The 25255-nt window shown below is 60.4% G+C and carries 25 protein-coding genes; 15 read left to right on the top strand and 10 right to left on the bottom strand.

Translation table 11 applies throughout. The features are described 5' to 3' along the window. Positions 1-103 precede the first annotated feature (103 nt). From OZ428_RS08270 to OZ428_RS08230, 9 genes are all read left to right on the top strand, one after another. A complete protein-coding gene (locus OZ428_RS08270) occupies positions 104-748 on the top strand; it encodes a glutathione S-transferase N-terminal domain-containing protein (RefSeq protein WP_269133088.1) in 645 nt (214 codons plus the stop codon). Between the two features lie 102 nt (positions 749-850). Beyond that, positions 851-3292: a penicillin acylase family protein gene (locus OZ428_RS08265; protein ID WP_269133087.1), complete on the top strand. Its 2442-nt coding sequence runs from the start codon at positions 851-853 to the stop codon at positions 3290-3292. Positions 3293-3558: 266 nt separating this feature from the next. Then, positions 3559-4563 carry a ligase-associated DNA damage response exonuclease gene (locus OZ428_RS08260; protein WP_269133086.1) on the top strand — a complete coding sequence of 335 codons (1005 nt, stop codon included), beginning with the start codon at positions 3559-3561 and terminating at the stop codon, positions 4561-4563. Then, positions 4560-6194: an ATP-dependent DNA ligase gene (locus OZ428_RS08255; RefSeq protein ID WP_269133085.1), complete on the top strand. Its 1635-nt coding sequence runs from the start codon at positions 4560-4562 to the stop codon at positions 6192-6194. The genes OZ428_RS08260 and OZ428_RS08255 overlap by 4 nt, the downstream gene beginning before the upstream one ends. A gap of 188 nt (positions 6195-6382) precedes the next feature. After that, positions 6383-7162 carry a transporter substrate-binding domain-containing protein gene (locus OZ428_RS08250; RefSeq protein ID WP_269133084.1) on the top strand — a complete coding sequence of 260 codons (780 nt, stop codon included), beginning with the start codon at positions 6383-6385 and terminating at the stop codon, positions 7160-7162. A gap of 57 nt (positions 7163-7219) precedes the next feature. Further along, a complete protein-coding gene (locus OZ428_RS08245; RefSeq protein WP_010212412.1) occupies positions 7220-7948 on the top strand; it encodes an ABC transporter permease in 729 nt (242 codons plus the stop codon). After that, a complete protein-coding gene (locus OZ428_RS08240; RefSeq protein WP_028619222.1) occupies positions 7945-8655 on the top strand; it encodes an ABC transporter permease in 711 nt (236 codons plus the stop codon). Before OZ428_RS08245 ends, OZ428_RS08240 begins: the two co-directional genes overlap by 4 nt. A 9-nt stretch (positions 8656-8664) precedes the next feature. Further along, positions 8665-9783 carry a succinylglutamate desuccinylase/aspartoacylase family protein gene (locus tag OZ428_RS08235; RefSeq protein ID WP_269133083.1) on the top strand — a complete coding sequence of 373 codons (1119 nt, stop codon included), beginning with the start codon at positions 8665-8667 and terminating at the stop codon, positions 9781-9783. Positions 9784-9796: 13 nt separating this feature from the next. Further along, positions 9797-10561, top strand: coding sequence for an ABC transporter ATP-binding protein (locus OZ428_RS08230; RefSeq protein WP_061435558.1), 765 nt, complete (start codon positions 9797-9799; stop codon positions 10559-10561). On the opposite strand, the gene OZ428_RS08225 is transcribed toward OZ428_RS08230, so the two are convergent. Together OZ428_RS08225 and OZ428_RS08220 are read right to left on the bottom strand one after the other, a co-directional pair. Then, positions 10554-11756 carry a sensor histidine kinase gene (locus tag OZ428_RS08225; RefSeq protein ID WP_269133082.1) on the bottom strand — a complete coding sequence of 401 codons (1203 nt, stop codon included), beginning with the start codon at positions 11754-11756 and terminating at the stop codon, positions 10554-10556. The two genes, OZ428_RS08230 and OZ428_RS08225, sit on opposite strands and share 8 nt — an antisense overlap. After that, positions 11740-12417: a response regulator transcription factor gene (locus OZ428_RS08220; protein ID WP_269133081.1), complete on the bottom strand. Its 678-nt coding sequence runs from the start codon at positions 12415-12417 to the stop codon at positions 11740-11742. Before OZ428_RS08220 ends, OZ428_RS08225 begins: the two co-directional genes overlap by 17 nt. A gap of 125 nt (positions 12418-12542) precedes the next feature. On the opposite strand from OZ428_RS08220, the gene OZ428_RS34615 reads away from it, so the two are divergent. From OZ428_RS34615 to pdeM, 5 genes are all read left to right on the top strand, one after another. Further along, positions 12543-12929, top strand: a complete 387-nt coding sequence (locus OZ428_RS34615; protein WP_442964818.1) for a GtrA family protein — start codon at positions 12543-12545, stop codon at positions 12927-12929. After that, positions 12901-13836, top strand: a complete 936-nt coding sequence (locus tag OZ428_RS08215) for a glycosyltransferase family 2 protein (protein WP_269133080.1) — start codon at positions 12901-12903, stop codon at positions 13834-13836. The genes OZ428_RS34615 and OZ428_RS08215 overlap by 29 nt, the downstream gene beginning before the upstream one ends. 23 nt (positions 13837-13859) lie before the next feature. After that, positions 13860-15254, top strand: coding sequence for an ArnT family glycosyltransferase (locus OZ428_RS08210; RefSeq protein WP_133074421.1), 1395 nt, complete (start codon positions 13860-13862; stop codon positions 15252-15254). 65 nt (positions 15255-15319) lie between these two features. Further along, entirely contained in the window at positions 15320-17800 is a 2481-nt protein-coding gene (locus OZ428_RS08205) for a ligase-associated DNA damage response DEXH box helicase (protein ID WP_269133079.1), read from the top strand. Then, complete coding sequence (pdeM, locus tag OZ428_RS08200) at positions 17800-18450, top strand: ligase-associated DNA damage response endonuclease PdeM (protein WP_269133078.1); 651 nt, start codon at positions 17800-17802, stop codon at positions 18448-18450. Before OZ428_RS08205 ends, pdeM begins: the two co-directional genes overlap by 1 nt. A 3-nt stretch (positions 18451-18453) precedes the next feature. Here the strand turns inward: pdeM and OZ428_RS08195 are convergent, their stop codons facing one another. Continuing rightward, positions 18454-18651 (bottom strand): hypothetical protein, encoded by a 198-nt coding sequence (locus OZ428_RS08195; protein ID WP_016976883.1) that lies wholly within the window; start codon positions 18649-18651, stop codon positions 18454-18456. Between the two features lie 108 nt (positions 18652-18759). After that, a complete protein-coding gene (dcd, locus tag OZ428_RS08190) occupies positions 18760-19326 on the bottom strand; it encodes a dCTP deaminase (RefSeq protein WP_010212421.1) in 567 nt (188 codons plus the stop codon). A gap of 389 nt (positions 19327-19715) precedes the next feature. Here dcd and OZ428_RS08185 point away from each other — a divergent pair, with 389 nt between their 5' ends. Further along, entirely contained in the window at positions 19716-19925 is a 210-nt protein-coding gene (locus OZ428_RS08185; protein WP_002554837.1) for a cold-shock protein, read from the top strand. Positions 19926-20128: 203 nt separating this feature from the next. On the opposite strand, the gene rpoS is transcribed toward OZ428_RS08185, so the two are convergent. From rpoS to ispF, 6 genes are all read right to left on the bottom strand, one after another. After that, complete coding sequence (gene rpoS / locus OZ428_RS08180; protein WP_016976882.1) at positions 20129-21133, bottom strand: RNA polymerase sigma factor RpoS; 1005 nt, start codon at positions 21131-21133, stop codon at positions 20129-20131. Positions 21134-21239: 106 nt separating this feature from the next. Further along, entirely contained in the window at positions 21240-22076 is an 837-nt protein-coding gene (locus OZ428_RS08175; RefSeq protein WP_133074425.1) for a peptidoglycan DD-metalloendopeptidase family protein, read from the bottom strand. 209 nt (positions 22077-22285) lie between these two features. Next, positions 22286-22921 (bottom strand): protein-L-isoaspartate(D-aspartate) O-methyltransferase, encoded by a 636-nt coding sequence (locus OZ428_RS08170; protein WP_010212427.1) that lies wholly within the window; start codon positions 22919-22921, stop codon positions 22286-22288. Positions 22922-22962: 41 nt separating this feature from the next. Beyond that, positions 22963-23712 (bottom strand): 5'/3'-nucleotidase SurE, encoded by a 750-nt coding sequence (gene surE / locus OZ428_RS08165; protein WP_061435552.1) that lies wholly within the window; start codon positions 23710-23712, stop codon positions 22963-22965. After that, a complete protein-coding gene (gene truD / locus OZ428_RS08160; protein WP_033902777.1) occupies positions 23700-24758 on the bottom strand; it encodes a tRNA pseudouridine(13) synthase TruD in 1059 nt (352 codons plus the stop codon). Before truD ends, surE begins: the two co-directional genes overlap by 13 nt. After that, entirely contained in the window at positions 24755-25228 is a 474-nt protein-coding gene (gene ispF, locus OZ428_RS08155; protein ID WP_012722614.1) for a 2-C-methyl-D-erythritol 2,4-cyclodiphosphate synthase, read from the bottom strand. Before ispF ends, truD begins: the two co-directional genes overlap by 4 nt. Positions 25229-25255: the final 27 nt, after the last annotated feature.

Here is a 25255-nt window from a genome sequence, read left to right as displayed (position 1 = left end):
TGCTTCTAAGGGTATGCGCAAATGTTTCATTGAATTTTCGCACACCCAACATTACCTACACCTACAGGCATCCGCTCAAGCATCACCACTTTTGGAGAGCTTCATGATCGACCTGTATTACTGGACTACCCCTAACGGTCACAAAGTATCGCTGTTCCTGGAAGAAGCCGGCCTGCCCTACAAGGTGCATCCGATCAACATCGGCCAGGGCGACCAGTTCAAGCCTGACTTCCTGAAGATTGCTCCCAACAACCGCATTCCGGCCATCGTCGACCAGAACCCGACCGACGGCGGCGCGCCGATTTCGCTGTTTGAATCCGGCGCGATACTGCTGTACCTCGCGGAAAAAACCGGCCAGTTCCTTCCAAAAGACCTGCGCGGTCGCCAGGAGGCGCTGCAATGGCTGTTCTGGCAAATGGGCGGCCTGGGCCCGATGGCGGGTCAGAATCACCACTTCAGCCAGTTCGCACCGGAAAAAATCCCCTACGCGATCAAGCGTTATGTGGACGAAACCGCCCGCCTGTACGGCGTGCTGGACCGACGTTTGGCGGACCGTGCATTCGTGGCGGGTGAGGCCTACAGCATTGCCGACATGGCGATCTACCCATGGATTGTTTCCCACAAGTGGCAGAGCCAACGGCTGGAAGATTTCCCACATCTGCATCGCTGGTTCAACAGCATCAAGGAACGGCCGGCAACAGTGCGCGCGTATGAGTTGGTTCAGAAGGTGAACCCGCCCAAGTCTTGATACGCAATTCCTGAAAATAAGGCATAGCTCCTGCTTGCGCCGTTTCGCCGCGCTCACTAACGTAGCGCCTTTACTGACGCTACCCCCCGCAGGAGCTTTGCCATGGCCTCGCCAGCCCTCTCACATTTTCTTCCCCGGTTCGGCGTTGCCGCGGCAGTGGCCAGTGCGTTAAGCCTGGCCGGTTGCCAGCTCCAGAGCACCCAGGACACCCTGCCACCGGTCGCCGGCGTGCAGCCGATCAAAGGCCTGGCACAGAATGTTTCCGTGCGCCGCAATGCCCAGGGCATGCCGCTGATCGAAAGCAACACTTTCCATGACGCGCTGTTCAGCCTCGGTTATGTGCACGCCAGTGATCGCATCACGCAGATGGTCACCCTGCGCCTGCTGGCCCAGGGCCGCCTGGCAGAAATGTCCGGCCCCGAGGTGCTGGATGTCGACAGGTTCATGCGCGCGGTCAACCTGAAGAAAAGCGCCGGCGAGCTGTACAACGCCTCAAGCCCGCGCCTCAAGCGTTTCTTCGAAGTGTATGCGCGTGGCGTCAACGCCTACCTGTTCCGCTACCGCGACAAGCTGCCGCCGGACCTCGCTCAGACCGGCTACAAGCCCGAGTACTGGAAGCCGGAAGATTCGGCACTGCTGTTCTGCCTGCTGAATTTCAGCGAGTCGGCCAACCTGCAGGAAGAAATTGCCTCGCTGGTGCTGGCGCAGAAAGTCGGCGTCGACAAACTCGCGTGGCTCACGCCTAGCGCGCCGGACGAAGCGATCCCGTTGGCCGAGGCCGAGAAGCTCAAGGGCGTGAACCTGAGCCAGATCACCGGTCTGGCCGGGCTGGACGCGGTCAGCCAGCAACTGAGCAGCCTCAATTCGCTGGCAGTGACCACTTCAAGCAACTGGGCCATCGGCCCGCAACGCAGCCGCAGCGGTAAAAGCCTGCTGGCCGGCGACCTCGCCGCCCAGCCGCAAGCGCCGTCGCCGTGGAGCTACGTGCAGATCCGTGCGCCAAAATACCAGGCCGTGGGCGCTTCCATTGCCGGCCTGCCGACGCTGTTGTCCGGCTTCAACGGCAACGTCGCGTGGAGCATGAGCACGGTCAAGGGCGACACCCAGGACCTGTTCCTGGAAAAGGTCAAACGCCAGGGCAGCGCGTTGTACTACGAGAACAACGGCAAATGGTTACCCGCCCAGGTGCGTAACGAAACCTTCTTCGTCAAAGGCCAACGCTCGATTCGCGAAGTGGTGTACGAAACCCGCCACGGCGCCCTGCTCAACAGCAGCCAGGCGCTGACCACCGGCCTGGGCCTGGCGCTGCAAACCGCCGACTTCAAGGACGACAAGAGCCTGGATGCGTTCTTCGACCTGTCCCGTGCGAAAAACGCCGGCAAGGCCTCGGACGCTACCCGCGAAATTCGCGCGATTGCGCTGAACATGATCTTCGCCGACGCCAGCAACATTGGCTGGCAAGTCACCGGACGCTTCCCCAACCGTCGCGAAGGCGAAGGCCTGCTGCCGTCGCCGGGCTGGGACACGCGGTTTGACTGGGACGGCTACGCCGACGCAATGCTGCACCCGTATGACCAGGACCCGGCCCAAGGCTGGATCGGCACCGCCAACCAACGCACCGCGCCCCGCGGTTATGGCATGCAGCTGTCCAACTCCTGGGATGCACCGGAGCGCAGCGAGCGCCTGGCGCAACTGGCCAATGCGGGCAAGCATGACAGCCGCAGCATGATCGCCATGCAGTACGACCAGACCACCACCTTCGCCGCCAAGCTCAAGACCATGTTCCAGGCGCCAGGCATGGCCCAGCCGCTGAAACAGGCGATTGACTCGCTGCCAGCCGCTGAGCAGGCCAAGGCACGTGAAGCACTGGGCCGCCTGATGGCTTTTGACGGCCGCTTGGTATCCACCTCCGCCGACGCGGCGATCTATGAACTGTTCCTGCAGGAAAGCACCAAACAGATCTTCCTCGACGAACTCGGCCCGGAAAACAGTGCCAGCTGGAAGGCGTTTGTCAGCAATGCCAACCTGTCCTACGCCGCCCAGGCCGACCACTTGCTGGGTCGCGAAGACAGCCCATTCTGGGATGACGTGCGCACCCCGCAGAAAGAAGACAAACCGGCGATTCTCGCCCGCAGCCTGGCCGCCGCGATCAGCGCGGGTGAGAGTCAATTGGGTGCCGATCACAAGGCCTGGCAGTGGGGCAAATTGCACACCACCACCTGGAGAAACACCAACGGCCAGGTGATTCGCGGTCCGCTGGCCGCCGGTGGTGACCACAACACCTTGAATCCGGCGCCGTACAGCTGGGGCCAGGACTTCCGCACCACCCAGGTGCCGGCGCTGCGCATGATCGTCGACTTCGGCCAGGTAGAACCAATGATGGGCCAGGGTGGCATCGGCCAGTCCGGCAACCCCGCCAGCCCGAACTATGCCAATGGCATCGACCCGTCGCTCAAGGCGCAATACCTGAGCTTCCCGATGCAGCCGCAGAACTTCGAGAAGGTGTATGGGAAAACCCGGTTGACCCTGACGCCGGGCAAGTAACCGGAAAGGTGTGGGGCTGGCTTTTACTGTGGTGAGCGGGCTTGCCCCGCGCTGGGGCGCGAAGCGGCCCCAACCCAGTCAACACATGTTTCCAGCCAAAAACAGGTCGCCTGGTTTTAGGGCGGCTTCGCCACCCAGCGCGGGGCAAGCCCGCTCACCACAACAAGCTTGATCACCACAACAAGCCCGCTCACTACAATAGTTAATCGAACTTCTGCTCGCCCGCCCGCCTCCTACCTGATAAGCCCATTGCCCCCGGCACGCCCATGGACCTTGTCATCGCCCGCCCCGAAGGCCTCTACTGCCCCGCCGGAGATTTCTACATCGACCCCTGGCGCCCGGTGGGGCGCTCGGTCATCACCCATGCCCATGGCGACCACGCCCGCACCGGCAACCAGCATTATTTGGCCGCCGCCCCTGGCGAAGGCATCCTGCGCTCGCGGCTCGGTCAGGACATCAACCTGCAAACCCTGGCTTACGGTGAGCAACTGGTCCACCACGGCGTCACCCTGAGTTTTCACCCGGCCGGGCATGTCTTGGGCTCGGCTCAAGTGCGCCTGGAATACAAGGGCGAAGTCTGGGTCGCGTCCGGCGACTACAAAGTCGAACCCGACGGCACCTGCGCGCCCTTCGAACCGGTGCGCTGCCACACCTTTATCACTGAATCCACCTTCGGCCTGCCGATCTACCGCTGGCAGCCCCAGGCGCAGATCTTCGCCGGGATCAACGATTGGTGGCAGGCGAATATCGCCGTCGGCAAGGCCAGCGTGTTGTTCTGTTATTCCTTCGGCAAGGCCCAGCGCATCCTGCATGGCATCGACGCCAGCATCGGCCCGATCCTCAGCCATGGCGCGGTCGAACCGTTGAACCGGGTGTACCGCGAGGCCGGCATCTACATCCCCGAAACCCTTTACGCCGGTGACTTCAAGAAAACCGACCCGCTGCTGCGCCAGGCCTTGATCATCGCCCCACCTTCGGCCGGCGGCAGCAGTTGGATCAAGCGCTTCGGCGACTACAGCGACGCCTTCGCCAGCGGTTGGATGCGCCTGCGCGGCACCCGACGCAGGCGCGGCGTAGACCGGGGTTTTGTATTGTCGGATCACGCCGACTGGCCCGGCCTGTTGTGGGCCATCGAGCAAACCGGCGCCGAGCGGGTGATGGTTACCCACGGGTCTGTCGGCGTATTGGTGCGCCATCTGCGGGAAAAAGGCCTGGATGCCCAGGGCTTCACCACTGAATACGGTGATGACGAAGAAGAGGCCAGCGCATGAAGGCCTTTGCCGAGTTGTACGCCAACCTCGACGCCACCACCTCCAGCAACGCCAAACTGGCGGCGTTGCAAGCCTACTTTCGCGATGCTGCGCCGGAAGATGCGGCCTGGGCCGTGTATTTCCTGTCCGGCGGACGCCCTCGGCAACTGGTGCCGACGCGCCTGTTGCGCGACATGGCCACCGAAGCATCCGGCATCGAGCCGTGGTTGTTTGAAGAAAGCTATCAATCGGTGGGTGACTTGGCGGAAACCATTTCCCTGCTGCTGCCGGAATCCACCTACACCTCGCAGGACGGCCTGGCAGTGTGGCTGGAGGAAAAACTCCTGCCGTTGCGTGGCCTGCCGCCGTTGGAATTGGCCGAGCGCCTGCCGGCGTTATGGGCGCAACTGGATCAGCCCAGCCTGATGGTGTGCATCAAGTTGATCACCGGCAGCTTCCGCGTGGGCGTGTCCAAGCTGCTGGTCACCCGCGCTCTCGCCGCGATGGCCGACCTGGACAGCAAGCGCGTGGCGCAGCGACTGGTGGGCTACACCGATCTGTCCAACCGTCCTACGGCCCAAGGCTATCTAAAGCTGATCGCCGCTGAATCGCCTGACGAACATGCCCAACGTGGCGGGCAGCCTTATCCGTTTTTTCTGGCCCATGGCTTGGCGCAACCGGTGGAACAATTCAACGATTTGCTGGGCTCCCCCGCCGACTGGCAAGTGGAATGGAAGTGGGATGGCATCCGCGCGCAGCTCGTAAAACGCGACGGCCGCCTGTGGATCTGGTCCCGTGGCGAAGAATTGGTGACCGAGCGTTTCCCCGAATTGCACAGCCTGGTAAGCGGATTGCCCGATGGCACAGTGATCGACGGCGAAATCGTGGTGTGGAAAGACGCGGTGCAACCCTTCGCCCTGCTGCAACAGCGGATTGGGCGCAAGACCCTGAGCAAAAAAGTGCTGGAGGACGCTCCCGTTGCGGTGCTGGCCTATGACCTGCTGGAACATCAGGGTGACGATTGGCGCAACCACACCCAGGCTGAGCGGCGTACGCAGCTTGAACAGGTGATCGCCCAGTGCAACCAGCCGCTATTACGGGCGTCGCCGCTGTTGACCGGGGCGACCTGGGAAGACCTGGCCGAACAACGCGACGCCTCGCGCAGCCTCGGCGTGGAAGGCATGATGCTCAAGGTACGCGATGGCCTGTACGGCGTCGGCCGTACCAAGGACATGGGTGTGTGGTGGAAGTGGAAGGTCGACCCGTTCAGCGTCGATGCTGTGTTGATCTACGCCCAGCGCGGCCATGGCCGACGCGCCAGCCTGTATAGCGACTACACCTTCGCCGTGTGGGACGGCCCGACTGGCAGCGAACGCACGCTGGTGCCATTTGCCAAGGCCTACTCCGGCCTGACCGACGAAGAAATGCGCAAGGTCGACGCGATTGTGCGCAAGACCACCGTGGAAAAGTTCGGCCCGGTCAGCAGTGTGACGCCAAGCATGGTGTTTGAACTGGGGTTCGAGGGCATTGCCCTGTCCAAGCGGCACAAGAGTGGGATTGCGGTACGGTTTCCACGGATGTTGCGCTGGCGGCAGGACAAAAAAGTCGAGGACGCCGACAACCTCGCCACCCTGCAAGACCTTCTGACCTGAAACAGTGCACTCATTTTTCGATGCCCATTTTCGGGCATCTCCTACACTCAGATCTCCCTTCCCGCACCTTTTAAAACGACCATTCGGAACTATGGTGCAGAAATTGCTACTTGTGATCCGTCTGACACCGTTCAGTAACAGTCCTAAACGCGCCACAAGCGCTTATCTTGGTTTCCAGGGATTACATAATGAAAAAAGCATTGCTGACCCTTTCTGCACTGGCCCTGTGCATGGCCGCAGGTGTAGCCACGGCCAAGGAATACAAGGAATTGCGATTTGGTGTCGATCCGTCCTACGCGCCGTTCGAATCCAAGGCCGCCGACGGCAGCCTGGTCGGCTTCGATATCGACCTGGGCAATGCGATCTGCGCCGAGCTGAAAGTGAAGTGCAAGTGGGTTGAAAGTGACTTCGACGGCATGATTCCAGGCCTCAAAGCCAACAAGTTCGACGGCGTGATTTCATCCATGACCGTGACCCCGGTGCGCGAAAAGGCCATCGACTTCTCCAGCGAACTGTTCTCCGGCCCGACTTCGCTGGTGTTCAAAAAAGGCGCGGGCTACTCGACGCCAGAGTCCCTCAAGGGCAAGTCCGTGGGCTACGAGCAAGGCACCATCCAGGAAGCCTACGCCAAGGCCGTACTGGATAAAGCCGGTGTGACCACCAAGGCCTACGCCAACCAGGACCAGGTGTACGCCGACCTGACCTCTGGCCGTCTCGACGCCTCCGTGCAGGACATGCTGCAAGCCGAACTGGGCTTCCTGAAGTCGCCGGCCGGTGCCGGTTATGAAGTCAGCGAGGCCATTGACGACCCGTTGCTGCCGTCGAAAACCGCCGTCGGTATCAAAAAAGGTAACACTGAACTGAAGGCGCTTTTGGATAAAGGTATCAAAGCGTTACACGATGATGGCACCTACGCCACCATCCAGAAGAAACACTTTGGCGATCTGAACCTGTACAGCGGCAAATAATGCCTGGAGCGCCCTTCCTTTGGAGGGGCGCTTTTTTATCGCCATAGGTCCTGATTTATGTTCGAAGAATTATTGCAAACCCTCGGGTTGAGCGCGCTCAGCCTGAAGGGTTTCGGCCCGCTGTTGCTGCAAGGCACCTGGATGACCATCAAGTTGTCGGTGCTGTCCCTGGCCGTCAGCGTGTTGCTGGGCCTGCTCGGCGCCAGCGCCAAACTCTCCAGCCTGCCCTTCCTGCGCATTCCCGCCCAGCTCTACACCACGTTGATTCGCGGTGTGCCCGACCTGGTGCTGATGCTGCTGATTTTCTACAGCCTGCAAACCTGGCTGACCGGTTTGACCGATTTCATGGAGTGGGAATACATCGAGATCGACCCCTTCAGCGCCGGGGTGATTACCCTCGGTTTTATCTACGGTGCGTACTTCACCGAGACGTTTCGCGGCGCGATCCTCGCGGTGCCCCGTGGCCAACTGGAAGCCGCCACAGCCTACGGGCTCAAGCGTGGCCAGCGGTTTCGCTACGTGACCTTCCCGCAGATGATGCGCTTTGCCCTGCCGGGGATCGGCAATAACTGGATGGTGATGCTCAAGGCCACGGCCCTGGTGTCGATCATCGGCCTGGCCGACTTGGTCAAAGCCGCCCAGGATGCTGGCAAGAGCACCTACCAGCTGTTTTACTTTTTGGTACTCGCGGCGTTGATCTACCTGTTGATCACCAGCGCGTCCAACTTCGTCCTGCGCCGCCTTGAACGTCGCTACTCCGCTGGTGCCCGGGAGGCCGTACGATGATCGAACTCTTGCAGGAATACTGGCGCCCCTTCCTTTATAGCGACGGCCAGCACATCACCGGCCTGGCGATGACGATGTGGTTGCTCACGGCCGCGCTGGTCATCGGCTTTCTGGTGTCGATCCCGTTGTCCATCGCCCGAGTGTCGCGCAAGCGCCTGGTGCGTTGGCCGGTGCAGTTCTACACCTACCTGTTCCGGGGCACGCCGCTCTATATCCAGCTGCTGATCTGCTACACCGGCATCTACAGCCTCGCCGCCGTGCGCGAACAACCGCTGCTGGATGCGTTCTTTCGCGACGCGATGAACTGCACCATCCTGGCCTTCGCCCTCAACACCTGCGCCTACACCACGGAGATTTTCGCCGGGGCGATCCGCAGCATGGCCCACGGCGAAGTCGAAGCAGCCAAGGCCTACGGCTTGAGTGGCTGGAAGCTGTACGCCTACGTGATCATGCCGTCGGCGTTACGTCGCTCGTTGCCGTACTACAGCAATGAAGTGATCCTGATGTTGCATTCGACCACGGTGGCCTTCACCGCGACGATCCCCGACATCCTCAAAGTGGCGCGGGATGCCAACTCGGCTACCTTCATGACTTTTCAATCATTCGGAATCGCTGCGCTGATCTACCTGACCGTGACCTTCGCCCTGGTCGGTCTGTTCCGGTTGGCGGAGCGTCGTTGGCTGGCCTTCCTCGGGCCGAGCCATTAAGGAGCTTTCATGCGTCATCAGGTCCATGAACTGATCGCGCCGGTGCCAGGCACGGCACGGCAGATTCACAGTTTTCACTTCGGCCCGGAGCAGGCTGAAGGCAAGATCTACATCCAGTCGTCGCTGCATGCCGATGAGCTGCCGGGCATGCTGGTGGCTTGGCACCTGAAGGTGCGGCTGGCTGAACTGGCGGCGGCCGGTCGACTGCGCAGTGAGATTGTGCTGGTGCCCATCGCCAACCCGGTGGGCCTGGAACAGGTGCTGATGGATATCCCGCTGGGTCGCTACGAGCTGGAAAGCGGGCAGAACTTCAATCGCCTGTTTGTCGACCTCAGTGAAACCGTGGGCAATCAAGTCGAGGAGCTGCTTGGGGTCGATCCCCAGCACAACGTCGAGTTGATCCGCGCCGCGCTGTCCACCGCCCTCGCTGCGCAAAGCGCTGAGACCCAACTGCAATCCCAGCGCTTGGTGCTGCAACGCCTGGCGTGTGACGCCGACATGGTGTTGGACCTGCATTGCGACTTCGAAGCCGTGGCGCACCTGTACACCACGCCCGAGGCCTGGCCGCAGGTTGAGCCGTTGGCGCGTTATATCGGCTCGGAGGCCAATCTGCTGGCGACCGACTCCGGCGGGCAATCCTTCGATGAGTGTTTCACCCTGGTGTGGTGGCAGTTGCAGCAACGCTTCGGCGAGCGCTTCCCGATCCCCATGGGCAGCTTTTCGGTGACCGTCGAACTGCGCGGCCAGGGCGACGTCAACCACGGCCTGGCCGCCCTCGACTGCCAGGCGATCATCGATTACCTGATTCACTTCGGCGCCATCGCCGGGGAAGCCGCACCACTGCCCGAGCTGCCCTACCCGGCCACGCCACTGGCGGGCGTTGAACCGGTGGCTACCCCCATGGGCGGCCTGTTGGTGTTCAGCGCCCTTCCAGGTGAGTACCTGGAAGCCGGACAACTGATCGCTGAAATCATCGACCCCATTTCCGACCGCGTAACGCCTGTGCATTGCCGCAATGCCGGCCTGCTTTACGCCCGTTCGCTGCGCCGCATGGCCACTGCCGGGATGGTCATCGCCCATGTCGCAGGCCTTGATGCCTACCGCAGCGGCTATCTACTTTCGCCTTGAGGATGCACGCCCCATGTACAAATTGACCGTTGAAGGCCTGCATAAAAGCTATGGCGACAATGAGGTGCTCAAAGGTGTTTCGCTCAAGGCCAAGACCGGTGACGTGATCAGCCTGATCGGCGCCAGCGGCTCGGGCAAGAGCACCTTTTTGCGCTGCATCAACTTCCTGGAAACCCCCAACGACGGCGCCATGACCCTCGACGGCCAGCCGATCCGCATGGTCAGTGACCGCCACGGCATGCGCGTGGCCGATGATGCCGAACTGCAGCGCCTGCGCACGCGCCTGGCGATGGTGTTCCAACACTTCAACCTGTGGAGCCACATGAGCGTGCTGGAGAACATCACCATGGCCCCGCGCCGGGTGCTGGGCTGCAGCAAGAAGGACGCCGAGGACCGTGCCCGTCGTTACTTGGACAAGGTGGGCTTACCGGCACGCGTGGCGGATCAGTACCCGGCGTTCCTCTCCGGCGGCCAGCAGCAACGCGTCGCCATCGCGCGCGCCTTGGCCATGGAGCCAGAGGTGATGCTGTTCGACGAACCCACCTCGGCCCTCGACCCGGAGCTGGTGGGCGAAGTGTTGAAGGTGATCCAGGGGTTGGCCGAGGAAGGCCGCACCATGATCATGGTGACGCACGAAATGAGCTTTGCACGCAAAGTGTCGAGCCAGGTGTTGTTCCTGCACCAGGGCCTGGTGGAGGAACAAGGCGTGCCGGAAGAGGTGCTGGGCAATCCGAAGAGCGAACGGTTACAGCAGTTCCTCAGCGGCAATCTCAAGTAAACCTGACGTGAGCCCGGAAGGTATGCAGCGTGCGCCGGGTTTCAAGGTGCCAGCCGGCATGGGTGCAGGCGCGCGAGACGATTTCCAGGCCAAAGCCGAAGCCTGGTGACGCGAGCTGGTCCACCCGGTTATTCAGGATGACTAGATGCTGCTCCGTGAGGACCACGCGGATTTTCCCGGCACCGTGCTGAACAGCGTTACCCAGCAGGTTCTGCACCACGCTGCGGGCGATCGCCTCGTTGGCCTGGGTGATCGTCGGTGCAGCGGCAAACAGCCGCGCACCTGCGGCATGGGGGTAAAGCAGCTGGTATTTCTCGATCTGCTCGGCGACGACCACGGCCAGGTCAATCGCGTCATGGGGCAATTGCCGCGGTTCACGGGCCAGGGACAAAAACAGCTCGATCGTCATTTTCATCCCGGCCAGGGCAGCTTCCATGCGCAACAGGCTACGCGCTGATTTTTCCGCGTTGCAGCCTGGCAGGCGCAGGATCGCCAGGCAGTTGTTCAAGATACTCAGGGGCGTGCGCAACTCATGGCTGACGTGCCGGGTGAATGCCTTTTCCCGCTGCAACGTGCTGTGTTGCTGGGTTACAAGTGAAGACAGCGTGCGGCTCAAGGTGCCGATCTCATCCTGGCGGTCAAAGCCGCTGAACCGGGCCGGCCCAGGCACGGCATCCGCGACTTCCGCCGCCAACTGGCTCACTGGCTGGGCGATGGCCCGGGCAATGGCGATGGCCAGGATGGCGCCAAGGATCAGGATCAAGCCTGCGACTGCACACAACAGTCCGAAAATCTGCGTGCGGTAGCCTTCAGTCTGGCTGAGCTTGGATTCATCCAGTAACAAGACCAGCAACGCGGACTCGCCGCCAACGGCACTCACCAATACGTGCACATCCCCTTTCGCAAGTTCGTGGTGCCCCGGCGGCAGGTTCAGGGCAACCAAAGGCAATGTGGGGTCCGTCGACCAATAGCCTTTCAGGTAGATCGCGTTGGGCATTGGCGCGGCACGTCCCACCTGGGCGTGTTTACCCTGAAACGCCTCGGCCTCCAGCTTCAGATAGCTCTCGACGATGTAATCCTCGGTGACGGCGACTGCGAGCCAGATCAGCAGGCTATAGAACCCGGTGATCAATGCCATGAACGGCAGCAGGGTGTAGAGGATTCGCGTGAAGAATGAGTCAGTGGGGAATAGCAAGGCGGTACCCTTTCCCGTGGACAGTCCGGATCAGATCATTACCGTAGGGTTTGCCCAGGGTTTGCCTCAGCCGGTAAATGTAGGTGCGTAGCGCATCGCTGTCCGGCGGGTCGCCGTCGGGCCACAGTGCGGCTTCAAGCTTGTGTCGGCTGACCGGCTCCGGCGCCACATCGGCCAACAGGTTCAACAGGCTGAACTGAAGGGCGGGCAATACCTTGACGGCACCGTTGTGGCGCAACGATTGAGAGGCCGGGTCAATGATCAGGTCGCCCAACTGCCGGGGACTTCGCGGTTTGCGCGGCGCCCCACGGCGCATCAGCGCACGGATGCGCCAGATCAACTCCTGGGGCTCGAACGGCTTGATCAAGTAATCGTCACCGCCGGCTTCATAACCCTCCTCCTTATCAGGGAGCGCATCGCGGGCGGTCAGGAACAGGACCGGCGTTTCATTCTGCTCCCGGCGCAATTGGCGACAGGTGTCAAAACCGCTCATGCGGGGCATGGCGACGTCCATCACAATCAGGTCGTATTCATGCTGGCGGACCCGTTCCAGGCAACTTCGCCCATCACTCGCGAAGTCCAATTCGTAACCAAACTCGCCGAGATAATCTCCCAACGAACCTGCCAATGCGTGATCATCTTCCACCAGTAATATTTCCATAAAGACAAACTCCGAATTCGCACAAACAGTTAAGACATTTCCTTCAGCAAACAATTAAAAACCCACAACAAATACCATTTCACAACGTGACATTTGATTCACACTTCATCTTATACATTCTGGCAATGCAAAGAATACTGAGTTTATTCATCCGCTACTTGAGTGCAGGCGCCATCGCAACGTTGGTTCATTACGCGGTGTTTGTTTGTTTATTAACGTGGTTCGCTCCCACGCCATCGACGTTTCTTGCTGCGTCTGCAGGGGCTCTGGTCGCCTATTGCCTGTCCAGGCGTTGGGTATTTGCACAACGCTCCTGTAACAGATTGCGTTTTTTTATGACGGCCACTGGCCAGGTTTTAACCAATACCCTAATGGTCAACTTACTGACCTCCTGGGGGGCTCCTCCACTGCTTGCACAAGTACTGGCAACCGCCGCCGTTACCTTTCAGGGCTTTACGATCAACCACTTCTGGGTATTCAAACATGACCTCCATCGCAAGCCTTTCCAGTGACCCCATACCGGATACAAAACTTACAATACTGATCCCTTGCTTTAACGAACAATGCGTAATAGCCGAACTTCACTCACGACTGATGGCAATCGTCGACGGATTGAGAGTGCCCACTGAAGTGCTTTACATCAATGACGGCAGCCAAGACCGGACAGCGGCGATCATCGATCATTTTTCCCTGGACCCACGGGTCAAGAGCCTGCACCTGAGTCGTAACTTCGGCAAGGAAGCCGCCATGCGCGCGGGCATCAATGCCGTGGAAAGCGGCGCGGTGATCATCATGGACAGCGACCTACAGGACCCGCCCGAGTTGATCCCGCTGATGGTGCAGGAATGGCTCAAAGGCTACGAGATCGTGAACATGCAACGCCGCTCGCGGCGGTGTGACTCCTGGGCGAAACGCACCGCTGCGCGACTTTACTACGCGACCATGGATCAACTGATCGACGACTTCGAGATACCCCAGCAAGTCAGCGACTTCAGGTTGATCGGGCCCCATGCACGGGCAGCCATACGCGCCATGGACGACAACGCCGGCGTGTTGAAACTGCTGGTCAGCTGGCTCGGCTACCCGAGTACCGAAGTGAATTACGACCGCACAGCGCGCCAGGCCGGCAGGACCAAATGGAACACGCTGTCATTGCTGGACCTGTGTGCCGACTCGATTCTGGCCTTCTCCACACGTCCACTGCGGATGTACAGCTACTTGAGTGTCACCAGCTTTCTGATTGGCTCGCTGTGGATCGTCGCGGCGGCGACCTTTGGCGAACTCACCCACGAACATCTGCTGGTGCAATCGATCCTGTTGCTGTGCCTGGGCACCGCCGTGATCGGCGAGTACGTCGGCCGGGTGCTGAAGGTGGTGAGCCCCAGGCCCAACGCTCTGCATAAACGCAAGCACCCTTGAATCCCTTCGAAAAGGTTGTCGTCATGAACCGTTCCGCCTCCATCCGTCTGCTCTGGGGCATCCTGATGACCGTGCTGCTGGTGCGCCTGGTCACACTGGGGCTGTATCCGCTCATGGACACGTCGGAAGCCCGCTACGCAGAAATTGCCCGCAAGATGCTGGCCTCCAATGACTGGATCACCCCGATGTTCGACCACGGTGTGCCATTCTGGGGCAAACCACCGCTGTCATTCTGGCTACAGGCGTTGAGCATGCAGGTGTTCGGCATCAACGAGTTCGCCAGTCGTTTCTCCAGCTGGTTGATGCATGTCGCCAGTTGCCTGCTCATCGTGCATTTCGCCAGCCGGGAACGCAGCCTTCAGGTCGGGTTGACCGCGGCGATTATCTATTCGACATGCGCCCTCGGGTTCTTTGCCAGCGGCGCGGTCTTGACTGACAGCGCACTGGCCTTCGCCCTTCTGCTCGCCCACCTGGGGTTGTGGCGCGGGCTGGTACACGCGGACCGAGGCTGGGCGCTGGTCGGTTTTTTTGGGCTGGGCCTCGGCCTGCTCGCGAAGGGCCCATTGGCGCTGGTTCTGATTACGCTGCCAGCAGCCCTGTGGCTGGCCCTCACTGGCCACTGGCGCCGGCTGCTCAGCCTGCCGTGGTTGCCAGGCATCGCGTTGATGCTTGCCGTAGCGCTGCCTTGGTATTGGCTGGCAGAACAAAAGACACCGGGGTTCCTGGAATATTTCATCGTCGGCGAACACTTCAGCCGCTACGTCATCAGTAACTGGCAGGGCGACCTCTACGGCAGCGCACATGCCCAACCCTTGGCGATGATCTGGCTGCATCTGCTGGGCGGGCTTTTACCTTGGGCATTGTTCCTGCCATTGCTGGTGAAGTGGCGCTCCTCAGTGCATGGCCAGCGCGAATACTTCATCTTTGTACTGGCATGGGCGCTTTCAACACCGCTGTTCTTCACCCTCTCCACCAACATTCTCTGGACCTACGTACTACCTGCACTGCCGGCCTGGGCGCTACTGCTGGCCGATGTCATCTGCCAGAAGACACGCGCAACCGTCATCGCCGCCGTGGCACTGGCACTGCCGATCACCGGCTGCCTGATGATCATCAGCGGCCAGCTGTCCGATCGTCCACAGAACCAGAAAGACATGGTTGCCTTGTGGAAGGCGCAACAACCCGCCGCCCCCGGCGACCTGATCTATCTGGGGACGCGCTCCTATTCGGCGGAGTTTTACAGTGCTGGCTGGGCCCGCCACACCCAACAGCTGCAACAGCTGCCACTGTCCCAGGACTTTTATCTGGTTCGACGCCAGGCCAGCATACCGCTGGACATGCCGCCGTCCGTCACTTGCGCAAGGGTGGGGCAGGCCAACGCTTCCGGTTTGTATTATTGCGGCGTCAGGTCGCAATAACCGGTTAAACCTTTGCCATGCCTGGAGGGTCTGTGAAATAGGCCCTCCAGAGCATCAGCCGCTGTATGGCAACTTCCCACAACTTCGCCAAGACATGGTTTGCCGCCAAGGGCTGGAAGCCGTTCACCTTTCAAAAAGACGTATGGGCGGCGGTTAAAGCAGGCCACTCGGGATTGCTGCATGCCAGCACCGGCGCCGGGAAAACCTACGCGCTATGGTTTGCTGCTCTCAATCGTTTCGCCATCGCCCGCGCCCCAACTACCGGCAAACGCAAACCGCCTGCCGAACCGTTGACGGTGCTGTGGATCACGCCGATGCGCGCCCTCGCCGCCGACACCGCGCGCGCCCTTGAAGCGCCACTTGAAGCGCTACAGATTCCGTGGAGCGTCGGCCTGCGCACGGGCGACACCAGCAACAGCGAACGCGCGCGGCAGACCCGTCGCCAGCCCACCGCGCTGGTCACCACCCCGGAAAGTCTGACGCTGATGCTCGCCCGCGCCGACAGCGAGGCCAGCCTGGGGCACCTGCGCATGGTGGTCGTGGATGAATGGCACGAACTGATCGGTAATAAACGCGGCGTGCAACTGCAACTGGCGCTGGCACGGTTGCGGCGCTGGCACCCAGATTTGATGGTGTGGGGTATTTCGGCGACCTTGGGTAATCAGGCTCACGCGCTGGAGGTCTTGGTCCCACAGGGCGACGGGATCAATGTGCAGGGGCAAACGGCTAAACAGTTGGTGATCGACACCTTATTGCCCCCCGTGACCGAGCGCTTTCCGTGGGCCGGTCATATCGGTTTGAAAATGTTGCCCCAGGTGGTGGCCGAGGTAGACGCCAGTAATAGTTGCCTGGTGTTTACCAACACGCGGGCGCAATCGGAGATCTGGTTCCAGGCATTGCTGGACGCCCGCCCCGATTGGGCTGGGGTGATTGCGCTGCACCATGGCTCTTTATCCAGAGAAACCCGTGACTGGGTGGAACGGGCCTTGAAAGACGGCCAACTCAAGGCGGTGGTGTGCACCTCAAGCCTGGACCTGGGAGTGGATTTCCTGCCAGTGGAGCGTGTATTGCAGATCGGCTCGGCCAAAGGTGTGGCGCGGCTGATGCAACGCGCCGGGCGCTCGGGGCATGCGCCGGGGCGGCCGTCGCGGGTGACGCTGGTGCCGACCCACAGTCTGGAGCTGGTGGAGGCTGCCGCCGCTCAGGATGCGATTGCGCTACGGCGTATCGAAGCGCGGGAATCGCCTTACAAGCCTTTGGATGTGCTCGTACAACATGTGGTGAGCATGGCGCTGGGCGGCGGCTTTACGCCGGATGCGTTGCTGGCGGAAGTGCGCAGTGCCTGGGCCTACCATCACCTGACGGCTGAAGACTGGGCCTGGGCCCTGGGTTTTGTGCGGCACGGGGGGCTGTCGCTGACGGCCTACCCGGACTACCGACGCGTGGAGCCGGACGAGCACGGCATCTGGCGCGTCCCGGATGCACGACTGGCGCGGCGCCATCGGATGAGCGTGGGCACTATCGTCAGTGACGCCAGCATCATTCTGAAATTCTGGAGCAAGGGCGGTGGCGGCAAGAACCTGGGCAGTGTCGAGGAAGGGTTTATTGCACGGCTCAAACCGGGCGATGGCTTCCTGTTTGCCGGGCGCCTGCTGGAATTGGTCCGTGTGGAAAACATGACCGCTTATGTACGTCGCAGCAGCGCCAAGAAAGCCGCTGTGCCGCGCTGGAATGGCGGGCGCATGCCGCTTTCCAATGAACTGGCGCAAGCGGTGGTGGAGCGATTTGATGCTGCGGCCCACGGGCACTTTGACGGGCCGGAGATGCAAGCGGTGCAACCCTTGTTGCAGACACAGTTGCGCTGGTCGGGCTTGCCGACGCGCAAGCATTTGTTGGCTGAGGCGCTTAAGTCACGCGAGGGGTGGCACCTGTTTCTCTATCCCTTCGCCGGGCGTCAGGTGCACCTGGGGCTGGCGAGTCTGTTGGCGTGGCGCGTGAGCCAAGGGCAGGCCGTTACCTTCTCGATCGCGGTCAACGATTATGGGCTGGAACTGTTGAGTGCCACCGAAGTGGATTGGCCGACGGTATTGAACGGAGCACTGTTGAGTCCGCAGAACCTCCTGGAAGATGTAGCGGCCAGCCTGAATGCCGGGGAACTGGCCCTGCGCCGTTTTCGTGAAATCGCGCGCATTGCCGGGTTGGTATTCGCCGGCTACCCCGGCGCGCCGAAAAGTACCCGGCAGGTGCAGGCTTCCAGCGGGTTGTTCTTTGAGGTGTTCAAGCAGTACGACCCACAGAACTTGTTGCTGACACAGGCAGGCGAAGAAGTCCTACGCGATGAGCTAGACATTCGTCGGTTGGAAGAGACACTGCGTCACCTTTGCGCGCTGAAACTGGACTTGCATCGGATCGTACGCCCTACGCCCTTGGCATTCCCGCTGCTGGTTGAACGGATGCGCGAAAGCATGAGTTCGGAAAAACTCTCGGAGCGCATCGCACGGATGGTCAAGGATCTGGAAAAAGTCGCGGATAACGGGAAACGCTGATGGTGTGCACGGTGATGCTGGAGGGTGAGGAATTGTGGTTGCTGGCAGACAAGGCGGTCTACTGGCCTGCGCGCCAATGCCTGATGATCGCCGATGCGCATTTCGGCAAGGCCTCGGCGTATCGCAGCCTCGGGCAGCCGGTGCCACAAGGCACCACCACCGAGAACCTGCAGCGCCTGGACCGGTTGCTCTCGGCGCTAGCCTGCACTCAGGTGATCTTTCTCGGCGACTTCCTACACGGTCCGGGATCACACGCCAGTGGCACGCTGGGCGCATTGAGACGCTGGCGGGCCCTTAATCCTGACCTGCCCCTGACCTTGATTCGGGGCAATCACGATAAACGCGCGGGGGACCCGCCCGAGGACTTGAGGATAGACGTGGTAACGGAGCCGCTGCTGGTGGGCCCTTTTGCCTTGCAGCACGAACCTGACGCCCATCCCAGCCACCACGTGTTGGCGGGGCATATACATCCGGTGTATCGGTTGCGCGGCAAGGGTCGGCAGCGTTTGCGGCTGCCGTGCTTTGTGATCGGCGCCCGAGTCAGCCTGCTGCCGGCGTTCGGTGCATTTACCGGCGGGCATGGGGTGGAGCAGGACAATGACCGCCGAATCTATGTGATTGGCGATCATGAAGTCTGGCCGGTGAGCTAGTAATCAGGCGACAGGCGCGGGTGGTGGCTCGTCCGGCAAGGTCGGCTCGCCTGGTTCGGTGGGCTGTGGATAGTCCGGCTCAGGCTGGCCGGGGATGCCGCCGGCATAAGCAGGATCGGCCATCAGGGACCAGGCCAGAACGCCAATCTGATTGGGTTCAAGCCGGGCAAGTTCTGCGCTTATTCGCGGGTCGAGCTTCATAAGGTACTCCTCAAGCGTGGCCCGGCGCGTTTTACACACGCCGGGGCAGTACACCTAGATAGAGTCACTTTCTGCAGACTAATTCCCTTTACGCGTAGGAGCTTTCGATCAAGCGCGTGGGAGGGTGACGCCTCGCTGGCCTTGGTACTTGCCTGCGCGGTCTTTATAGGACACTTCACAGGCCTCGTCGGACTGCAGGAACAGCATCTGTGCCACACCTTCGTTGGCGTAGATTTTCGCCGGCAGCGTGGTGGTGTTGGAGAACTCCAGGGTCACGTGCCCTTCCCACTCCGGCTCAAGCGGAGTCACATTGACGATGATACCGCAACGCGCGTAGGTGCTTTTACCCAGGCAGATGGTTAGCACGTCACGGGGAATACGGAAGAATTCCACGGTGCGCGCCAGGGCGAAGGAGTTCGGCGGAATGATGCACACGTCACTCTTGACGTCGACGAAGCTCTTTTCATCGAAATTCTTTGGATCGACGATCGCCGAGTTGATGTTGGTAAACACCTTGAATTCATCGGCGCAGCGCACGTCGTAGCCGTAGCTGGAAACGCCGTAGGAAATCACCGGCGCATCGCCCTGGCCACGGATCTGGCGCTCGACGAACGGTTCGATCATGCCGTGTTCCTGCGCCATGCGGCGAATCCACTTGTCCGATTTGATGCTCATGGCGGGTGTCCTGAATAGCGAGGTGGAAAAATTCTGTGGGGCATCTTACCGGGGCCGGCGTTGGGGTTCAAAGGTCACAAGGCTTTTCTTGACGAATGCGCCTCCTGCTATAAGCCGCAGCCAGCGGGGCCGGGACCTGTATTGGCGTGCCCAGTGAGCGGAAATACCACCGCCAGTCACGAAATTGGAGAAACCTTCGGAAATATCATTGGCACGTCCCGGAAAAAGGGTTAAGGTGGCGCCACTGTGCTGCTTGTGTCACTGAGAATCTCTACACGATATGTTGAATTTCGATCCAACCATCTCCAAGAATTTTTCCTGCTCTTTGCACTCAGTCTCGGCCAGGGCTTTTCCTGAGTCGCAGTTAACTTTGTCCAAGGAGATACACCATGTCTAATCGCCAAACTGGTACCGTTAAGTGGTTCAACGATGAAAAAGGCTTCGGCTTCATCACTCCACAATCCGGTGACGACCTGTTCGTTCACTTCAAAGCTATCCAATCCGACGGCTTCAAAAGCCTGAAAGAAGGCCAACAGGTTTCTTTCATCGCTACCCGCGGTCAGAAAGGCATGCAAGCTGAAGAAGTTCAAGTTATCTAACTTGTACTGACTTAGTCGAAAAGACCCCGCCCTTAAAAGCGGGGTTTTTTTATGCCTGGGATTTGGCTCTAACACCCATGCAATGCCGAGCACAAAAAATGTGGGAGCGGGCTTGCTCGCGAAAGCGGTGAATCAGTCGGTACTTTCGTTGACTGACACTCCGCTTTCGCGAGCAAGCCCTCTCCCACATTTCGTCCTGCGTATTACTGGAACAACGACTCACTCGACAAGCCATTCTTCTCCAGGATCTCACGCAAGCGCTTGAGCCCTTCCACCTGGATCTGCCGCACCCGCTCACGGGTCAGGCCGATCTCCAGACCTACGTCCTCCAGGGTGCTGCTCTCATGGCCACGCAGGCCGAAGCGACGAATCACCACCTCACGCTGCTTGTCCGTGAGCTCCGACAGCCACTGGTCAATGCTTTGGGAAAGATCATCGTCCTGCAACAGCTCGCAAGGATCGGTAGGACGATCATCCGTCAGGGTGTCCAGCAGGGTTTTATCCGAATCCGGACCCAGCGAGACATCGACCGAAGACACGCGCTCATTAAGACCCAGCATGCGCTTGACCTCTCCTACCGGTTTTTCCAGCAGGTTGGCGATTTCTTCAGGCGAAGGTTCATGATCGAGTTTTTGGGTAAGCTCACGCGCTGCCCGCAGGTAGACGTTGAGCTCCTTGACCACATGGATCGGCAACCGGATCGTGCGGGTCTGATTCATGATCGCCCGTTCGATGGTCTGACGAATCCACCAGGTGGCGTAGGTCGAAAAGCGGAAGCCCCGCTCAGGGTCGAACTTCTCCACAGCCCGGATCAAGCCCAGGTTGCCCTCCTCGATCAGGTCCAACAGGGACAGCCCACGATTGACATAGCGTCGGGCGATTTTCACCACCAGGCGCAGGTTGCTTTCAATCATGCGCTTGCGCCCAGCCGGATCGCCCTTTTGCGACAAGCGCGCAAAATGGACTTCTTCTTCGGGGGTCAGCAGAGGGGAAAAGCCGATTTCATTGAGGTACAGCTGGGTCGCATCGAGCGCCCGCGTGTAGTCAATGTACTTGTGTTGCTTTAACGCGGTGGAGTTCTTGGATTTGGTGCGAACTGAAGGTACAGCAGGTCCCTCATTCGACATCGATTCCGTATCGATACCGGTCTCCATAAGGAGAACCTCATCGTCGATGTCAAACTCCGGCGCTTCTTTACTGAGAGCCATTGTTATAGTCCTTTGGTGAGTTCGACCTCAAGCTCAAGCGGCGCCTTTATCCTTGGCAACGCTGGAGCCTGTTCCTTCTACGTGAGGGAACAGGCTGTGCAACACATCAACGACGGGGTAGGAATTGCAGTGGGTCTACAGGCTTCCCTTGGCGGCGAATCTCAAAGTGCAGTTTCACCCGGTCTGTACCAGTTGACCCCATTTCGGCAATTGTCTGTCCGACTTTGACCTGCTGCCCCTCCCGAACCAACAGCCTACGGTTATGACCGTAAGCACTGACGTAGGTATCGCTGTGTTTGATGATGACCAGCTCGCCGTAGCCCCGTAAACCACTCCCGGCGTACACCACTGTCCCATCAGACGCAGCTAAAACAGGCTGTCCCAAATCACCGGCGATATCAATGCCTTTATTCAAACTACCGTTTGAAGAGAATTTTCCAATTAACACTCCGTTTGAGGGCCATCCCCAACCGGTCGGCGCAGGCCCGGCAGGTGGCAACGGCGCGGGTGCCGGCTTGGTCGCAGGGGCCGGTGTGGCGGTGCCTGCAGGCCGGGTGATGATGGTGGTTTTGCTCGAAGACGACGGCGAAGATCCGGTGTTTGTCACAACTGCCGTAGGCGTTGAACCGGTGCGCCCATCGAAGCGAATCGTCTGACCCGGATGTATCGTGTATGGCACAGGAATATTGTTACGTGCTGCAAGTGCCTTGTAATCCCAACCATAACGGAAGGCGATCGAGAACATCGTATCGCCCTTGCGCACCACATATTGTCCGGTGGTCACCGTCGGTTTCTGCGGGACGGCATTATTACGGTCAACCACCCGTGCGCCGCTGCTTGGCGAGCTGGAACACCCGACCAACACGGAACTGAAGACGAGGCCAAGCACCAGTCGATGAAAGCTTGTTTTACTCATACGCTGCGCAAGACCTGTGAGACTCACCCGCCGCTCCCTTTGTGGTGGCTGAACATGAATGCCTGTATCAGGCTTGAAATATGACGCAAGTATAACTGGGCATTGGCTTTTTACCGGCACACGACTGAAACGAAAAATTCATCGTGTTTAATGCCGACGCCCGATCATGTTGACTCGATAGACCCCGCCGTAAGACACATCCCCACCAACAGAATTCACTGCCGGCGAACAAATGATCAGGCCAGCGGGCCATTGAGCAATGGCACGAAGCGCACGGCGCCGAGTACATGCCGGGAAAAGCCTTCTTCCTCACGGATAATGAGCATCAATTGTTGCACTTCGCCGGAGCCAACCGGGATGACCAGACGTCCGCCTGGAGCGAGTTGATCAAGCAACGCCTGGGGCACATCGGTGGCTACGGCGGTGACGATGATGCCGTTGTAAGGCGCCAGCGCCGGCCAGCCTTCCCAGCCATCGCCCCAGCGAAACACCACGTTGCGCAGGTTCAACTCCACCAGGCGCTCCTTGGCGCGGTCTTGCAGCACCTTGATGCGCTCGACCGAAAACACCCGCTCCACCAGTTGCGCCAGTACGGCGGTCTGGTAGCCGGAGCCGGTGCCGATTTCCAGCACCTTGTCCAAAGGCCCCGCCGCCAGCAGCAGCTCGCTCATGCGCGCCACCATGTATGGCTGGGAGATGGTCTGGTTGTGGCCGATGGGCAGCGCCGTGTCTTCATAGGCACGGTGGGCCAGGGCTTCATCGACAAACAGGTGCCGAGGCGTACGCCGGATCACTTCCAGCACCTGAGCGTTGGACAAACCCTCTTCGTACAAGCGTTGGATCAAGCGTTCGCGGGTACGCTGGGACGTCATGCCGATGCCCCGGCGCAGCAAGTCGTCTTGTTCACGGCCCATCAGCGCAGCCCCTCCAGCCAGCCATCGAGACCACTGAAGGCATCACTGAAGGTGCGATCGAATTGCAACGGGGTAATCGATACATAACCTTGCATCACGGCATGAAAGTCCGTGCCTTCACCGCCATCTTCCGCATCACCCGCCGCGGCAATCCAATAGCCTTCCTTGCCACGCGGGTCGACCACCTTCAACGGCGCCGCCGCGCGGGCGCGATGGCCCAGGCGCGTCAGCTGGATGCCGCGAATATGGTCGAGGGGCAAGTTGGGAATATTGACGTTGAGCACCGTGCGCGGTGGCAGGTTCAGGGAGCCATGGGCCTCCACCAGCTTGCGCGCAAAATACGCAGCGGTCGGCAGGTTATCCAGTTGGCGCGAAGCAAACGAAAAGGCGAACGCCGTACGCCCCAGGAAGCGACCTTCAAGCGCCGCCGCCACGGTGCCGGAATACAGCACGTCATCGCCTAGGTTGGCACCGAGGTTGATACCCGACACCACCAGGTCCGGCTCCTGATCCAGCAGGCTGTTGATCGCCAAATGGACGCAGTCGGTGGGGGTGCCGTTCACGCTGATAAAGCCATTGGCCAGGACGTGCGGGTGCAGCGGACGGTCGAGCGTCAGCGAACTGCTGGCGCCGCTCTTGTCCTGGTCGGGGGCGACCACCACGCACTCGGCGTAATCTTCCAGCGCAGCATAGAGCGCGGCAAGACCGGGTGCGGTGGCACCGTCATCGTTTGATATCAGAATACGCATGGGTTGTCCGTCTGCCCCACCGGCACCAGATCAACAAGCTCGCGCACCAAGACAGTGGCGAAGCATCCGGCCGGCAGGACGAATTCCAATTGCAGAATGTCCAGCGAGGGATAATGCCACGTCAAACCGCCAATGGGCAGTCGCAGAATGCGACGTTCCTGGCTCATGCCGGCATTCACCAGCCAATCACGCAGGTCGGCTTCATCGGCAGCAACAGCCTGTTCGAGTTCAAAGGTTGCACCCGTGGCAGGCGAATCGCCTTCGCCCCACTGCGGGCCGGTCGGGTGCAGGTCCAGGATCGCCAGGCGCGGGTCGCTGCATTCAGCCTCCCCTGCCGGGAAAAAACTGCGGCTGTCGGTAAACGCCAGCAAGTCGCCGACCTGGGCACGTTGCCACGAACCATCGGCCACACGCGCTGCCAACACTTTGTTGAACAGGAAGCTGCGCGCCGTGGACAGCAACCGCGATCGCACGTTGCGCTGTTCCGGCAAGGCCTTGCGCGCGGCCCACTCACGGGCGTCGACCACGTTGCCGCCGTTGTGGCCAAAACGCTGGGCGCCGAAATAGTTGGGAATGCCGTGTTGTGCAATCAGTTGCAACCGCGCGTCGATAGCGGCGGTATCACCGGCCAACTGGGTCAGGCGCAAGGTGAAACCATTGGCCGAGTGCGCACCGCGTTGCAGCTTGCGCTTGTGGCGGGCGGTCTTGAGGATCTTGAGGGTGTCGTTTTCCGCCGCGCTCATGTCCGGGTCGGCCTTGCCGGGCAGTTGCACGCTGAACCACTGGCGGGTCAACGCCTGGCGATCCTTGAGCCCGGCATAGCTGACCGTGCGCAACGGCACGCCCGCTGCCTTGGCGATCCGCCGCGCGGCTTCCTCGGTGTTGAGCCCGCGTTTTTCCACCCACAACCACAGGTGCTCACCTTCTCCGGTTAGCGGGATGTCCAGCACTTCATCAACTTGGAAGTCTTCGGCCGTCGCCTTCAGTACCGCGCTGCCCAAGGCCTCGCCATAGGCCCTTGGACCCAACAGTTGCAGGTCATTCATGCGCGCAGCAACAAGGCAACAGAGTGCACCGCAATGCCCTCTTCCCGACCGGTGAAGCCGAGCTTTTCGGTGGTGGTGGCTTTCACGTTCACTTGATCCAGTTCTATTTGCAGATCCGCGGCAATCAGCGCGCGCATCGACTCGATATGGGGGGCCATCTTCGGCGCCTGGGCCACGATGGTGTTATCGACGTTGCCGACCTTCCAGCCTTTGGCATGGATCAAGCCGACCACATGACGCAGCAGTACACGGCTGTCCGCGCCCTTGAAGGTCGGGTCGGTGTCCGGAAAGTGCTTGCCGATATCGCCCAACGCCGCTGCGCCGAGCAAGGCATCGCTCAAGGCATGCAACACAACGTCGCCGTCGGAATGAGCCAGCAACCCATGGTGGTGCGCAATGCGCACGCCGCCCAGGGTGATGAAATCGCCTTCAGCGAAACGGTGCACATCGTAGCCGTGGCCAATACGCATAAAAAAACGCCCCGATTTAATTCAGGG

The sequence above is a fragment of the Pseudomonas sp. GXZC genome (genome assembly GCF_026967615.1).
Classification (GTDB): Bacteria; Pseudomonadota; Gammaproteobacteria; order Pseudomonadales; family Pseudomonadaceae; genus Aquipseudomonas; species Aquipseudomonas azotoformans_A.
The sequence above is the reverse complement of the archived record's forward strand: the minus strand, read 5'-3'. Positions and strand labels throughout refer to the sequence as shown.

What these genes read in the sequence shown, in the direction of transcription:
- OZ428_RS08270 (WP_269133088.1), top strand. Translation starts at nt 104, where the DNA reads ATGATCGACCTGTATTACTGGACTACCCCTAACGGTCACAAAGTATCG.
- OZ428_RS08265 (WP_269133087.1), top strand. Translation starts at nt 851, where the DNA reads ATGGCCTCGCCAGCCCTCTCACATTTTCTTCCCCGGTTCGGCGTTGCC.
- OZ428_RS08260 (WP_269133086.1), top strand. Translation starts at nt 3,559, where the DNA reads ATGGACCTTGTCATCGCCCGCCCCGAAGGCCTCTACTGCCCCGCCGGA.
- OZ428_RS08255 (WP_269133085.1), top strand. Translation starts at nt 4,560, where the DNA reads ATGAAGGCCTTTGCCGAGTTGTACGCCAACCTCGACGCCACCACCTCC.
- OZ428_RS08250 (WP_269133084.1), top strand. Translation starts at nt 6,383, where the DNA reads ATGAAAAAAGCATTGCTGACCCTTTCTGCACTGGCCCTGTGCATGGCC.
- OZ428_RS08245 (WP_010212412.1), top strand. Translation starts at nt 7,220, where the DNA reads ATGTTCGAAGAATTATTGCAAACCCTCGGGTTGAGCGCGCTCAGCCTG.
- OZ428_RS08240 (WP_028619222.1), top strand. Translation starts at nt 7,945, where the DNA reads ATGATCGAACTCTTGCAGGAATACTGGCGCCCCTTCCTTTATAGCGAC.
- OZ428_RS08235 (WP_269133083.1), top strand. Translation starts at nt 8,665, where the DNA reads ATGCGTCATCAGGTCCATGAACTGATCGCGCCGGTGCCAGGCACGGCA.
- OZ428_RS08230 (WP_061435558.1), top strand. Translation starts at nt 9,797, where the DNA reads ATGTACAAATTGACCGTTGAAGGCCTGCATAAAAGCTATGGCGACAAT.
- OZ428_RS08220 (WP_269133081.1), bottom strand. Translation starts at nt 12,417, where the DNA reads ATGGAAATATTACTGGTGGAAGATGATCACGCATTGGCAGGTTCGTTG.
- OZ428_RS34615 (WP_442964818.1), top strand. Translation starts at nt 12,543, where the DNA reads ATGCAAAGAATACTGAGTTTATTCATCCGCTACTTGAGTGCAGGCGCC.
- OZ428_RS08215 (WP_269133080.1), top strand. Translation starts at nt 12,901, where the DNA reads ATGACCTCCATCGCAAGCCTTTCCAGTGACCCCATACCGGATACAAAA.
- OZ428_RS08210 (WP_133074421.1), top strand. Translation starts at nt 13,860, where the DNA reads ATGAACCGTTCCGCCTCCATCCGTCTGCTCTGGGGCATCCTGATGACC.
- OZ428_RS08205 (WP_269133079.1), top strand. Translation starts at nt 15,320, where the DNA reads ATGGCAACTTCCCACAACTTCGCCAAGACATGGTTTGCCGCCAAGGGC.
- pdeM (WP_269133078.1), top strand. Translation starts at nt 17,800, where the DNA reads ATGGTGTGCACGGTGATGCTGGAGGGTGAGGAATTGTGGTTGCTGGCA.
- OZ428_RS08195 (WP_016976883.1), bottom strand. Translation starts at nt 18,651, where the DNA reads ATGAAGCTCGACCCGCGAATAAGCGCAGAACTTGCCCGGCTTGAACCC.
- dcd (WP_010212421.1), bottom strand. Translation starts at nt 19,326, where the DNA reads ATGAGCATCAAATCGGACAAGTGGATTCGCCGCATGGCGCAGGAACAC.
- OZ428_RS08185 (WP_002554837.1), top strand. Translation starts at nt 19,716, where the DNA reads ATGTCTAATCGCCAAACTGGTACCGTTAAGTGGTTCAACGATGAAAAA.
- rpoS (WP_016976882.1), bottom strand. Translation starts at nt 21,133, where the DNA reads ATGGCTCTCAGTAAAGAAGCGCCGGAGTTTGACATCGACGATGAGGTT.
- OZ428_RS08170 (WP_010212427.1), bottom strand. Translation starts at nt 22,921, where the DNA reads ATGACGTCCCAGCGTACCCGCGAACGCTTGATCCAACGCTTGTACGAA.
- surE (WP_061435552.1), bottom strand. Translation starts at nt 23,712, where the DNA reads ATGCGTATTCTGATATCAAACGATGACGGTGCCACCGCACCCGGTCTT.
- truD (WP_033902777.1), bottom strand. Translation starts at nt 24,758, where the DNA reads ATGAATGACCTGCAACTGTTGGGTCCAAGGGCCTATGGCGAGGCCTTG.
- ispF (WP_012722614.1), bottom strand. Translation starts at nt 25,228, where the DNA reads ATGCGTATTGGCCACGGCTACGATGTGCACCGTTTCGCTGAAGGCGAT.